Raw genomic sequence first — 13,644 nt, forward strand, 5'->3', positions numbered from 1 at the left:
GGTGAGTGATGAGACGCCCGACCCCGCCGGTGAGCACCGCCCTGTCCTCGTCGTCGACTTCGGCGCCCAGTACGCCCAACTGATCGCCCGCCGGGTGCGCGAGGCGAACGTCTACTCCGAGATCGTCCCCTCGACCATGAGCGTCGAGCGGATCCAGGCCAAGAACCCGGCCGCGATCGTGCTGTCCGGCGGCCCGTCGAGCGTGTACGCCGACGGCGCCCCGCAGGTCGACCCGAAGCTGTTCGACCTCGGCGTCCCCGTGCTGGGCATCTGCTACGGCTTCCAGGCCATGGCCGTCGCGCTCGGCGGCGACGTCGCGAAGACCGGGCTGCGCGAGTACGGCGGCACCCGGGTCGACGTCGTCGGTGACGGCGGGCTCGCGTCGTCCACCCTCCTGCAGGGCACTCCGCAGGAGCAGTCGGTGTGGATGAGCCACGGCGACGCCGTGCACGCCGCGCCCGCCGGCTTCACGGTCATCGCCGAGTCGTCCGGGTCGCCGGTCGCCGCGTTCGAGGACGACGAGCGCGCCTTTTACGGCGTGCAGTGGCACCCCGAGGTCAAGCACACGGCGTTCGGCCAGCAGGTGCTGACCAACTTCCTCTACCACGGCGCCAAGCTGCCTCCGGCCTGGACGATGGGCAACGTCATCGAGGAGCAGGTCGCCAAGGTCCGCGAGCAGGTCGGTTCGGGCCGGGTGATCTGCGCGCTGTCCGGCGGGGTCGACTCCGCCGTGGCGGCGGCCCTCGTGCAGCGGGCCGTCGGCGACCAGCTGACGTGCGTGTTCGTCGACCACGGGCTGCTGCGGGCCGGTGAGGCCGAGCAGGTCGAGCGGGACTTCGTGGCCGCGACCGGCGTGAAGCTGAAGGTCGTCGACGCCGTCGACCGGTTCCTCGGCGCGCTCGAGGGGGTCAGCGACCCGGAGGAGAAGCGGAAGATCATCGGCCGCGAGTTCATCCGGGTCTTCGAGGCCGCGGCCCGCGAGGTCGTCGAGGAGGCGGCCGAGCACGGCGAGGGTGAGCCGGTGCGGTTCCTCGTCCAGGGCACGCTGTACCCCGACGTCGTCGAGTCCGGCGGCGGCGAGGGCGCGGCCAACATCAAGTCGCACCACAACGTGGGCGGTCTGCCCGACGACCTGCAGTTCGAACTCGTCGAGCCGCTGCGCACCCTGTTCAAGGACGAGGTGCGGGCCGTCGGCGCCGAACTGGGGCTGCCCGAGGAGATCGTCCAGCGCCAGCCGTTCCCGGGCCCGGGGTTGGGTATCCGCATCGTGGGCGCGGTCACGCAGGACCGGCTCGAGACGTTGCGGGCCGCCGACGCGATCGCGCGCGAGGAGCTGACCGCGGCCGGGCTGGACCGCGAGATCTGGCAGTGCCCGGTGGTGCTGCTGGCCGACGTCCGGTCCGTGGGTGTGCAGGGCGACGGGCGCACGTACGGCCACCCGATCGTGCTGCGGCCCGTCTCGTCGGAGGACGCCATGACCGCCGACTGGACCCGGTTGCCCTACGACGTGCTGGCCCGGATCTCGACGCGGATCACCAACGAGGTGGCCGAGGTCAACCGCGTGGTCCTCGACGTGACGTCCAAGCCACCGGGCACCATCGAGTGGGAGTGACGTCAGGGCTCACGACGGGTCGCCTGATTCTGATCGGTGATCTGCAGCCTGAAGGCAGCCAACGTGTCGTGATGGCAACCGAAGGCTCCGGCCAGCTCTTGATCTAGCTCTTCATTCGGCTCGGCAAGCGACGACTCACCGGGCTGAGTGCACCGGACGGCACGACGAGATTGGCCTTCACTGCAGAGACGCGGCATGAAGCTGCTGATACCTGCCGGTTCAGGACCGCGGCATTCCTGATGGCATGTGTGGTGGCAGCCAACGCGTCGTGAAAGCGAACGGAAGCTGCCACCACGCCTGTCATCAGTCGAGCCGGCCGCCAATTCGTGAAGGTCGTGACGATCGTCGAATGAAACGGACGGCCTGCGGCAACCTCATTCGACGCTCAGATGGAGCCAAACTGCTGCCCAGCGCCGTCAGGATCTGCCAGCGCCGGTCGACTCTCTCGTGAATCACGAGCCGAATCGAAGATCTGGTGCAGCGATACCGCTGGATCTTTCCGCTCCGTCCTCAGTTCGACGGCGGGTCGTCCGGCGGCTCGGCGGACGGGCGTGGATGGGAGAAGCCGCTGCTCAAGCCGCCCAGCGGCATCAGGGTGAACAGGCCACCCACCCGCTCGGGCGCCGGCGGCACCGGCGTCCCGGTCCGCGGCACCCGCGGCGCCGGCTCGGGCGGGACGCGGTCGGCGAACGACTCCGAGTCGTCCTCGGGTTCGTAGCCCAGCGCTCGCGCGCTCGAAAGGTCCCACCAGCCGCGGGTGTTCGCGGAGATGCCGTACGCGATCACGTGCCCGACGACCGGCCCGGTGAGCGCGGCCGCGACCAGGCGGGCGGCGTCCCCGGGGCTCAACCACGTCGACAGTTCGCGCACCGCGGTCGGTTCCGGCAGGCACGTGCCGATCCGCAACGACACGACCTCGAGCCCGAACCGGTCGGAGTAGAGCTGCCCGAGCGCCTCCACGGCGACCTTCGACATCCCGTAGAACGTGTCCGGGCGCACCGGCACGTCGACCGGCAACGAACCCGACTCGGGCCGGGCGCAGAAACCCACCGCGTGGTTGGAGCTGGCCAGGACCACCCGCCGGATGCCCCGCCGCAACGCCGCGTCGAGCACCGCCTGGGTGCCCTCGACGTTCGCGCGCAGGATGTCGGGCAGCGGCGCCTCCCGCGCGATCCCCGCCAGGTGCACGACGGCCCCGCAGCCCACGGTCGCGGCGTCCAGGCCTTCGCCGTCCAGCACGTCGAGCTCCTGCACGGCCGCGTCACCGCCCGGGGCGACGTCCACGCACGTGACGTCCCACCCGGCGTCGGCCAACAGCGGCCGGATCATCCGCCCGATCCGGCCCGCGGCCCCGGTGATCAGCACCGGCACCTCCTGGGAGCCGGGCAAGGTGGTCACACTCGCGACGATATCCGCGCCGTGCGCCTCGTGGGGGTGGTTCGTACCGGTGAGTAACGGTTGCTGTCGGTGAGCACGACGGGTCGGGGTAGCGTGAGCGGGTGACAGCGCCCCCCGAACCGACGGCCGCGCCGGTCGCCGGACGGGAGGTCACAGGAGCGGCCCAGCCCCCGTCGTCCCAGGCCAGAGCCACGGGACGACGCCCCGCGCTCGACGGCGTGCGCGCCCTCGCGGTGGCCTCGGTGGCCGTCTACCACTTCGGGGGCGGCGATTCCTCGTGGCTGCCGGGCGGGTTCCTCGGCGTCGACGTCTTCTTCGTGCTGTCGGGCTACCTGATCACCAGCCTGCTGCTGGCCGAGCACGCCCGGACGGGCACGATCAGCCTGGCCGGGTTCTGGGCCCGCCGGGTGAAGCGGCTCGCGCCGGCGTTGATGCTGATGCTCCTGGTCGTGTGCGGCTGGCTCTGGTGGGCCGGGTCGCCGGCCGACTGGCCCGACCGTCGGTACGACGTCTTCTGGACCCTCGGATACCTGGCCAACTGGCACCTGGCCGGCGCCGACTCGTACTTCGCGGCCTACGGCACCGCGTCGCCGCTGCGGCACACCTGGTCGCTCGCGGTCGAGGAACAGTTCTACTTCGTCTGGCCCGCGCTGACGCTGGGCCTGCTGTGGGCGGGCGGCCGGGTCGCGCGGGCCACCCGGGACTGGCCGGTGATGCTGACCGGACGGCGGATGCTGGCCGGGGTGGCCCTGCTCGGCGCGCTCGCCTCGGCCGGCGCGATGGCCTGGCTGTACTCGCCGGACGACGCATCGCTGGCCTACTACTCGACCCGCGGCCGGGTGCAGGAACTGTTCGCGGGCGTGCTGCTGGCGATCGTGCTGGCGGCCCGGCCGCTGCGGCCCCGGCGGTGGGTGACGGGCGCCGCGACGGTGGGGCTCGTCGTCCTGGCGGGCGCGTTCCTGACCCTGCCCGACACCGCCCCGCTGTACTACCGGGGCGGTGCGCTGGGCGTCAGCGTCGCCGTCGCCCTGCTGATCGCCGGGTTGGAGCGGGAGCCCGAGGGGCGGCTCGCCCGGGCCTTCTCGTGGGGGCCGGCCGCCTGGCTGGGGCGGATCAGCTACGGCGTCTACCTGTGGCACTGGCCGGTCGTGGTGGCGGTGCCCCTGCAGGGGTCGTTCGGCGAGGAGGTCGCGCGGCAGGCGCTGCGGGTGGCGCTGACCGTCGGGTTGTCGGTGGCCAGCTACTACGGGCTCGAGCGGCCGGTGCAGCGCAGCGTCCGGCTGCGCGGGCGCCCGGGGCGGGTGCTGGCGGCGATGGTCGCCTCGATCGCCCTGGTCGTGGCCGTGGCGATCCCCGCGACCGCGCTACCCGGCACGATCGCGGCGCAGCTGACCACCCCCAGCGACCGGGGGTGCCCGGGGGAGACCGTCTCCCACCTGACCTACTGCGTGTGGCCCGACCAGTCGGTGGCCCCCACCGTGGCCGTGCTCGGCGACTCGACCGCCCGGGCACTGAGCCCCGGCCTCGACGCATGGGCCTCGGCCAACGACGCCACCTGGATCGAGGCGGCCTGGAAACGCTGCACCGCCACGGGTCTGCTCGTGCGGGCCACCGTGCCGGTGGACGAACCGGCCAAGGTCTGCGCGGCTCAGGCGCGCGCCCGGATCACCTCGATGCTCAACCTGTATCACCCGGAAACCGTTCTGGTGGCCGAGTTCTGGCCGAACCACCAGCCGCTGATCGTGAACGGCCGGACGTTGATGCCGGGCACGGCCGAGCACGATGCGGCGCTGCGGGCCGGGTATACCGAGATCGTCGACGAGGTGGCGGCCCACGGCGGGCGCGTCGTGTTCCTGGAGCTGCCGCCGCCGGGGGACGGCATCGGCGCGCAGGTCGCCGCCGGCCGCCCCGCCGCCACCGCCCAACCGAAGGTCCCGGGCCGCTACGTCGACGACTACAACGCCGTGCTGCGCTCCGTGGCCGAGGCCCGCCCCGACGCCGCGTCGACGGTGTCGGTCACCGACGTGATCTGCCCCGGCGGGTCGTGTGCGGCCATCCGGGACGGGCTGCTGATCCGCGGTGACGGGGTGCACTACTCGGTCGGGTTCTCGAAGCAGTTGGTGCCGGTGTTGATGCGCCGCGCGGGCGTCGCGTCGTGAGACTGGCCGTCGCACAACCGTCCTGCGTCGCTCTGGACGTGGTCGCCAACGTCGCCGCGCACGCCGCGCTGGTGACCGAGGCGCAGGCCCGGGTCGTGGTGTTCCCCGAGTTGTCGCTCACCGGGTACGAACTCGGGGCTGCGCCCGTGTCGCCGGACGACGCCCGCCTCGCCCCGCTGGTCGCGGCCTGCGGCCGCTCCGGTTCCGTCGCGCTGGTGGGGGCACCCGTGACCGAGGGCGGCGCCCGGTACATCGGGATGCTGGCCGTCGACGGTTGCGGGGCGTCGGTGGTGTACCGGAAGGTGTACTGCGACGAGTCGGAGGCGTCGTTCACCGACGGACCCGGGCCGGTGGCCCTCGAGGTGGACGGGCGGCGGCTGGGCCTGGCCATCTGTCGCGACACCCGGTTCGGCGAACACCGTTCCCGCACGGCCGCTCTGGGGATCGACGCCTACGTGGCCGGCATCCTGATGCACGTCGACGAGTCGCAGATGCAGGCCCGGCGCGGCGTGCAGATCGCCCGTGAGTTGCAGGTGCCGGTGGCGTTCGCCGGGTACGCAGCACCGACGGGGGAGGGGTACACCGACCCGGCCGGTCGCTCTGCGATCTGGGCCGGCGACGGGACCGTTCTGGCCCAGGCGGGTACGTCGGTCGGCGAGGCGGTCGTCGCCGAGCTGTTCTAAGGGTGCAGGTGGGCGCCCTTCATCACCTTGTCGACGGCGTTCTTCGGGCCGTGCAGGGCGACGCCGACCAGGTCGAGTTCGGCGCCGGGTACGGCGGCGACCACCGCCCGGTTGGCGGCGTCGAACCCGGTGCCGAACATCTCGCGGGTGTAGACCGCCAGGGGTAGTTCGCGCTGCAGGGCGCGGGTTCTCGCGTTCGTGAGGTTCTCGGCGCTGCCCTCGAAGACGAGGACCGGACGGCCGAGCAGGCTGAGGTACTTCTGGCCGTCGGCGTCCGCGTAGGGCTGCCCCACGAGTTCCGGGTGGGCCGCGGTGATGCCGCTGACCAGGAAGGCCGTCACGTTGAGCCGTTGCCACGACTCGAGGTCGTCGCGGACCAGGACGGCGATCTTGGTGTCGAAGGGCGGGGTCAAGGGGTCGTCCACACCCGCAGCCTGGGCCGCGCTAACCGGCTCGGTCTTGTACGACGTTGATGCCCCGCTGGTAGCGGCCCGGGGTGGTGGCCAGCAGGCGCTTGAAGTGGCGGGTCAGGTGGGCCTGGTCGTAGAAGCCGGTGCCCAGGGCGACCTGGGTGATGTCTTCGCCGTCTCGCAGTCGTCGCCGGGCCAGGTCGAGGCGCCGGCCCAGCAGGTACCGGTGGGGCGGGATGCCGTAGCTGCGGGTGAACGACCGCACCAGGTGGGCCGTGCTGACCTCGAGCCGGGCCGCGACCTCGGCGACGCTCGTCGTCCCGGCCGGGTCGGCGTCCAGCAGGTCGCGGGCCCGCCCCGCGACCACGGCGACCGGCGGCAGGTTCGGTGCGGGGCGTCGTCCGGTCAGGTGCCAGGCGAGCCGCTCGGCGACGAGCGCCAGCCGCGACTCGGCCTCGAGGTCGTCGCGCGCCGTCAGGGCCCGGTCGAGGCGTGAGACCTGTTCCCGCAGAGCGGGATCCGTGAGCAGGGGAGTGTCGACGGCGGCGCCGATCAGTGCTTCGCCGAGTACGTCCTCCTCGAGGTATACGACCCGTTTGCGGAACCCGCGGGACGTCGCCGGCCGGCCGTCGTGGACGACGTGCGGCGGCAGCAGCGTGACCCCGCCGCGGGGTGCGGCGTGGCGGTGGTGCCGGTCGAGTTCATAGCCGATCAGCCCGTCGTCGACGATCAGCAGCGTCCAGGTGTCGTGTGTGTGGGCCGGGTAGGCGTGATCGCGCCACTCGGCGTGCAGCACCTCGGCGACCCCGGCCACGCGGGGTCGCCACGCGCGCACCCGGTCGGTGTCCACCATGCCGTCGAGTCTGCCACCCGCGGTCCTCAGTGACCCAGATCACATAGATCTGTCACAGCTAACGCTCTAGCGTCATGCACGGCAGGGGGCCGATTCGGGGGGTTCTAGGATGTTTCGTCCTATCCGGTTTTTGTCGTTCCAGGTGTCGGTCGTCGCGCGGCTGACGGTGCTCGCGGTACTGGCGTCGCTGGTCACCGCGATAGCCATCTCGGCGCCGGCGGAGGCCGCCCAGGTGCGGGCCGCGCGCAATGTGGCGGCCCCGGCCGCCCAGCCCCTGCCGAAGGAGCTCAGGCCGAACCGGGGTCTGCCCGCCGGGGTGAAGCCCGCGTCCGAACCGCCACGGCTGAAGGCGGACGGCAAGCCCGTCTCCCGGGCGAAGGCCGCGGCCCTCGACAGCGCCGAGGGCGTGACGAAGGCCCGCATCGGCGCGGCCGCCGTCGGGCCGCAGGCGGTCGACGAGGCTCCCCTCGACAAGCTCCGGGTCCGCCCCGGATACCTGCTCGGTACGACGTCCATCCAGGTCTTCTTCGCCGACGACGTGGCCGGCGACCCGAACTGGACCAGCTGGTACGGCACCGCCGTCGACGAGGAGACCGGCGCCGAGCAGCGCAGCATCACGACCACGAAGGCGAACACCGGGCCGTGCGTGAAGCCGCTGGCCTACTGCCAGACGTTGGGTGCGACCGACGGCTGGGTGCTGTCGGACGCCAAGCAGTACCGGGTCAAGCTGACGATGATCTACGCGGACGGTCGCCAGGTCGAGACCGCGCTGTCCAAGCCCGTCACCCCGCGGTTCTACAACGTCACCCCGGCCGTGCCGGACGCGCAGGCCGCCGGGTGCGCCTGCCCGAACGCGTTCACCCGTGACCCCGGGCCGCAGGCGCTGCGCGGCGGTCTCGTCAACACGGCCACGGGTGCGATGGTCCGGACCGAGTCCGACCTGGCGATGACCTCGTTCGGGCTGCCCTTCGAGGCCAATCGGATCTACAGCTCACGCAATTCGCAGCCGGGCATGTTCGGCCCGGGCTGGAGCTGGACGTACGACGTCCGGGTGGTGTCGTCGGCCGGTCCGGACGTCCGGATCCAGGCGGAGGACGGCGCGCAGGCCGTGTTCAACGCCGACGGGGCGGGCGGGTTCACGCGGCCGGCGGGCGTCGACTCCACGCTCACCAAGGTCGGGACCGGGTGGCAGCTGCACACCGCCGACCAGCGTGACTACCTGTTCAACGCGGCCGGTCGGCTGCTGTCGGTGAAGAACAAGCGCGGGTACGGCATCACGCTGGCGTACAGCACGGCGGGCGCCCTGACGTCGCTGAAGGATGCGGCCGGGCGCACCGTTCAGGTGGCCACCAACGCGAACCAGCGGATCACGAGACTCACCCTCCCGGACGGGCGTTCGGTCGCCTACACGTACAACGCCGACGGTCGCCTGGTCAGCTACCGTGACGCTGCGCTGTTCACCTGGCAGTACGGCTACAACGCGGCCGGCCAGCTGGCCACCGTGACCGACCCGCTCGGTCGCCCCGAGATCACGGTCACCTACGCCGCCAACCGGGTGACGTCGCAGGCCGATGCGTTGGGGAACACCACGACCTTCGCCTGGAACGCGACGACGCAGCAGGCCACCACCACCGATGCGGACGGCGTCAAGTACCTCGACGAGTACCGGGCGAACGTGCTGCAGCGCAGCTCGGTCCTGGACCCGACGGGGCGCGACGACAACGTGGTGACCGCGCGGTACGACGGGCGCCTGCACCGCAACCTCACGGTCGACGCCGAGTTCAACCAGACCCGGACCACCGTCGACGACGACGGCAACGTCGTGGCGACGCAGGCCGACGACGACAACCCCGTCACGGAGACCAACACCTACGACGCACGCAACAACCTGACCGCGCACAAGGACCGCAACGGCAACACGTGGACCTACACCTGGAACGACCAGAACGAGTTGACCGGGCAGGAGGACGCGAACAAGCAGGGTGGGTACACCTACACGCGCGACAGCCGCGGCCTGGTCACCGCGCGCACCGACCCGATGGGTCACAAGACGACGTACGAGTACGACTCCGCCGGCAACCGGACCGCCGAGATCACCGCGACCGGGCGGCGCACCGAGTTCCAGTACGACTCGACCGGCCGCCGGGTCGGCGTCACCGACCCCCGGGGCACGGGTGCGGACAAGCTGATCCAGGGCCCGCTGCACACGGTGCGGACGACGTACGACGCCCTCGACCGGGTGGTTCGGGTCTACGAGCCGGGCAACCTGCTGCCCTCGGAGGTCACCTACGACGCGGCCGGGCAGCAGATCCTCGCGTCCGACCCGCTCAAGCGCACCACCCGCAACGAGTACGACCGGGCCGGGCGGCTGACGGCCACGTTCGACGCGGCGCTGAACCGGACCCGGTACGCCTACACCGCAGCCGGTCGCGACCGGTCGGTCACCGATGCCCAGGACAACGTCCTCTCCTGGACCTACGACGGTTTCGGTCGCCAGGCCACGGAGACCACGCCCCGCGGAAATCAACTGGGCGGTGTGAACGCCGCGGCCGCCGCGCCCTACGTCACCAGGTTCACCTACGACAAGCGCGGTAACCGGCGTGTGTCGTCGCGCCCGAACCCCGGCGGGGGCGGGGCCGAGGTGGTCACCACCTACGACGCGCTCGGGCGCCCGGTCACGCAGCAGGACCAGCTGCAGCACAGCTCCACGCTCGAGTACGACGGCAACGGCAACATCACGAACATCACCAACGAGAAGGGCCAGGAGCTCAAGTACGCCTACGACGCCGCCGGCCGGCGGACGGGCGCCGACGACGGCACGGGCCCCGAGAGCGCTGCGCGGATCGAGTACAACAAGATCGGCGACCCCACCCGGCAGACGCTGCCGGGCGGTGGGATCGTCACCTGGAAGTACGACGACGACGGCCGGACGACGGCCATCACCGAGCCGCGCGGCAACGTCGCCGGCGCGACGGCCGCCGACTTCACCACGACCTACACGTACGACAAGCCCGGCAACCTGACGAGCACGCGAGACCCGTTGGGCAACACCACGTCCTACGAGTACGACGCCCAGGACCGGGTCATCAGGAAGACCAACCCCGACGACTCGATCGTCCGGTACGCCTACGACGACGCCGACCAGGTGTTCGCCGTGGCCGGGCCGGTGAAGGGCGCGGTCGCCGACGCGCTGAGTCAGTTGTTCCTGGCCAAGGTCAACCTCATCAGCGGCAAGGGTCCGGTGAACGGGACCATCCTGACCCTGAGCGGCCTCGACGCCCCGGTGACCTTCGCGCTCGGCCAGATCACCGGCGTCCCCATGACCCGCTACGGGTACGACCTGAACGGCAACCTGCTGGTCACCAGCGACCAGCTGGGCCGCATCGACCGCACGCTGTACGACAACCTGAACCGCCCGTCGGCCAGCGCCGACCCGCTCGGCCGGGCGCGGGCCTACGGCTACGACGCCGACTCGAACCTGACCACGCTGCAGACCGCGTCGAACGTGCCGGGGCTCGCCCTGACCGACGCCGACCGCGAGCGCCGCACCATCACCAACACGTACGACGGGCTGGGGCGGTTGACCCGGCGGGCCCTGGGCGCCGACGGCCCGCGCTACACGTACGGGTACGACGCGAACAGCCGGTTGGTCAACGCGACCGACCCCGGTGGCGCCAGCACCTACACCTACGACGACTCCGGGCTGCTGACGAACACCACACGCAACGGCCGCACGTTCGGCTACCAGTACGACGACGACGACAACGTCACGAAGCGCACGTACCCCGACGGCACCGTCGTCGACGCGAAGTACGACTCCTCGAACCGGATGTCCGAGTCGACGACCACCCGCAACGGCAGCGCGCAGAAGTACACCTTCGGCTACGACGTCTCGAACAACCTGGTCAGGACGACGTTCCCGGCGTCGGTCGGCGGCCAGGAGACGCGCGCCTACGACCGGGCCGGCCGGCTGGCGCAGGTCGCGGCCACGACGGGGGCCGGGGTCGAGACCGGTTACGCGCTGACCCGGGACTCCATGGGCAACCCGACCCGCGTCGACACCACCCGCCGGACGTCGGCCGCGACCCCGCGCACCCAGGAGACCGTGTCGTACGCCTACGACGAGTCGCAGCGCCTGACGGCCGCCTGCTACGGGTCGACCACGTGCGGCACCCCGCTGCTGGACCGCTCGGCCGAGCGCTACGACTACACCTACGACCAGGTCGGCAACCGGACCACGCAGACCCACACCGTCGGTGCGGACCTGACCAAGAAGAGCGTCACCACCTACGGCTACGACCTGGCCGACCAGCTGCTGACGAAGACCACGGTCGGCGCCGGGGCCGGCGTGACCCTGTACGGCTACGACGGCGAGGGCAACCAGACCCGTGACGGCGCCGACCGCTCCGTCTACAACCTCGATCACACGCTGGCCAGCGCCACCACGACCGGTCAGACCACCGAGTTCACGTACGACCCGATGGGTAACCGGGTCACGGGCAGTGGTGGCACGCCCGGGACGACGCGAAACTACGACTGGGACATCAACAACTCGCTCCCGATGCTCGCCGTCGAGACCGGGGCCGGTGCTCTGAACGGCCGGGCGTACTCGTACGGGCAGGACGGCGCCACGCTCGGTCTGTACGACGGCGGCGGGGCTGCCGGGCACCCCTACCTGCACGACTGGCTGGGCGGCACGGCGGCGCTCGTGGGCTCGAACGGGGCCGCCGAATGGTCCTACAACTACGACCCGTTCGGAAACGCCCGCGGGACAGGCGGTCCGACCGCCGGGCTGAAGCTGGCCGCGAACGCCCCGGACAACCCGTTGCAGTTCGCCGGTGGTTACAACGATGCGGGCGCCGGCGGCCAGGCCGGTAACTACCACCTCCGGGCCCGTGACTACGACACGGAGACCGGGCGTTTCACCGGCACCGACCCCAAGGCCCGCAGCGTCGGCAACCCGAACGCCAACAACTACGGTTACGTCGACAACCGGTCGACGGCCTTCACCGACCCCTCGGGCATGGACCAGCCGTCGACGGCCGACATGACCGAGCCCCGCATCCAGTTCCTCGAGAACCAGCAGGAGCAGGAAGGTCTCTCCAAGGCCGAGCGGGCGCAGATCGACCAGCTCCAGGCCCAGCAGGCTGCCGCGGAGCAGTCCGTGAACGAGGCTGAGTCGTTCACCAAGCAACTGGGCGACGAGATCATCAGCCTGGTGATGGACCTCATCGGGGTCACCGACGCGGTCAACTGCGTCAAGAACGGTGACGTCGGGGCGTGCCTCAACACGGTGTTGACCGCAGTGCCCTGGGGCAAGATGTTCAAGGCCGCCAAGGTGCTGATCAAGTCGGTCGGGCTGGCCAAGCGATTGGTCGAGGGCTACAGCCGGTTGAAGGCGGCGGTCGCCGCCCTCGGGAAGGTCCGCGACGCGACCAACGCCACGATCGACGCGATCCGGATCGGTGCCAAGGAACGCAAGGCGGAAGCACTCCGCCAGACCGAGGCCGCGCTGGCTAAGACCCGCGACGCGGTCCAGGCCGGGAAGAACAACGCCCGACATGCCACCGACAAGGTCGACGACCTCAAAGAGGTCAAACCCAAGCGGCCGGTTCGCGACCGCATGACGGCCGGTTGTCCACCGGCCCAGTCGTTCACGGACTCGGCGCGGGTCGTGATGGCCGACGGTTCGACCAAGCCGATCGCGAAGGTCAAGCCGGGCGACCAGGTGCTGTCGGCTCCGCAGGACGGTGCGGAACAGGGGCCGTCGGTGAGCGAGCCGGAGGGCCGCGCCGTGACGGTGCGGATCACCAGCCACGCCAAGAAGCAGCTGATCGACCTGAAGCTGGTCGGTGCCGGCGCAGGTGGCGGAGGACCCCCGGAGACCCTGTCGGTGACCTCAGGCCACCCGATGTTCGTCGCGGGCCAGGGCTGGGTCGGCGCCGATGAGCTGAAGGTCGGCGACCGCCTGGTCGACTCGGCCGGACGCCCGGTGAAGGTGCTGTCCGCTGAACGCCGTGAAGCCGTGGCCTCGGTCTACAACTTCACGATCGCCGACCGTCATACCTACTACGTCAAGGTCGGCAAGAGTCCCGCGGTCCTGGTTCACAACTCGTCGATCCAGGTCATGCAGGGCGCGATCGCGGCACCGGCCGCAGGCGAGGCCTGCAAGGTCGCCTTCAAGGAGTCGCAACAACTCGTTCAGCAGGCGGCCCGAGAGCAGGCGGCTCAGGGGGCTGATGTACTGCTCGGTTCCTTGTCGCAGGCTTCGCAGGAGGCGGTCGCACGTGAAGGTTGGCTGCGTTCACCGATGTTGGGCCACGCTGTCCACGACGGAACCGCCGCGAGACTGAACGAACTCTTCAAGGGCCGCTTCACGTACAACCGATCTCGTGGGCCCGACTTCACGGACACCTGGACCGGGGCCGTAGTCGAGTTGACGACCCCCGGCCAGGTGGGCGCCCACCTGGCCAGAGGTGGTGCCTACGAGACGGTGACGTACGCTACCTACGCCTTGCCGAAGTAGAAG

General features: G+C 71.1%; 7 protein-coding genes. 4 read left to right on the plus strand and 3 right to left on the minus strand.

Annotation, left to right across the window (positions count from 1 at the left end):
• Position 1 precedes the first annotated feature (1 nt).
• Positions 2 to 1,612, plus strand: a complete 1,611-nt coding sequence (gene guaA / locus ACIB24_RS14090; RefSeq protein WP_398281318.1) for a glutamine-hydrolyzing GMP synthase — start codon at positions 2 to 4, stop codon at positions 1,610 to 1,612.
• Positions 1,613 to 2,122: 510 nt separating this feature from the next.
• On the opposite strand, the gene ACIB24_RS14095 is transcribed toward guaA, so the two are convergent.
• A complete protein-coding gene (locus tag ACIB24_RS14095) occupies positions 2,123 to 3,010 on the minus strand; it encodes an NAD-dependent epimerase/dehydratase family protein (protein ID WP_398281321.1) in 888 nt (295 codons plus the stop codon).
• Between the two features lie 101 nt (positions 3,011 to 3,111).
• Between ACIB24_RS14095 and ACIB24_RS14100 the strand changes: the two genes are divergently transcribed.
• Entirely contained in the window at positions 3,112 to 5,169 is a 2,058-nt protein-coding gene (locus ACIB24_RS14100; protein WP_398281324.1) for an acyltransferase family protein, read from the plus strand.
• A complete protein-coding gene (locus tag ACIB24_RS14105; protein WP_398281327.1) occupies positions 5,166 to 5,852 on the plus strand; it encodes a carbon-nitrogen hydrolase family protein in 687 nt (228 codons plus the stop codon). Before ACIB24_RS14100 ends, ACIB24_RS14105 begins: the two co-directional genes overlap by 4 nt.
• Here ACIB24_RS14105 and ACIB24_RS14110 read toward each other — a convergent pair.
• Both ACIB24_RS14110 and ACIB24_RS14115 read right to left on the minus strand, forming a co-directional pair.
• Positions 5,849 to 6,277 carry a DUF2000 family protein gene (locus ACIB24_RS14110; RefSeq protein ID WP_398281330.1) on the minus strand — a complete coding sequence of 143 codons (429 nt, stop codon included), beginning with the start codon at positions 6,275 to 6,277 and terminating at the stop codon, positions 5,849 to 5,851. The genes ACIB24_RS14105 and ACIB24_RS14110 overlap by 4 nt on opposite strands.
• A 19-nt stretch (positions 6,278 to 6,296) precedes the next feature.
• Complete coding sequence (locus ACIB24_RS14115; protein WP_398281333.1) at positions 6,297 to 7,115, minus strand: AraC family transcriptional regulator; 819 nt, start codon at positions 7,113 to 7,115, stop codon at positions 6,297 to 6,299.
• 130 nt (positions 7,116 to 7,245) lie between these two features.
• On the opposite strand from ACIB24_RS14115, the gene ACIB24_RS14120 reads away from it, so the two are divergent.
• Positions 7,246 to 13,641, plus strand: coding sequence for a polymorphic toxin-type HINT domain-containing protein (locus ACIB24_RS14120; protein ID WP_398281336.1), 6,396 nt, complete (start codon positions 7,246 to 7,248; stop codon positions 13,639 to 13,641).
• The last annotated feature ends 3 nt before the right edge of the window (positions 13,642 to 13,644 follow it).

The sequence above is a fragment of the Spongisporangium articulatum genome (genome assembly GCF_044465595.1).
Classification (GTDB): domain Bacteria; phylum Actinomycetota; class Actinomycetes; order Actinomycetales; family Kineosporiaceae; genus Spongisporangium; species Spongisporangium articulatum.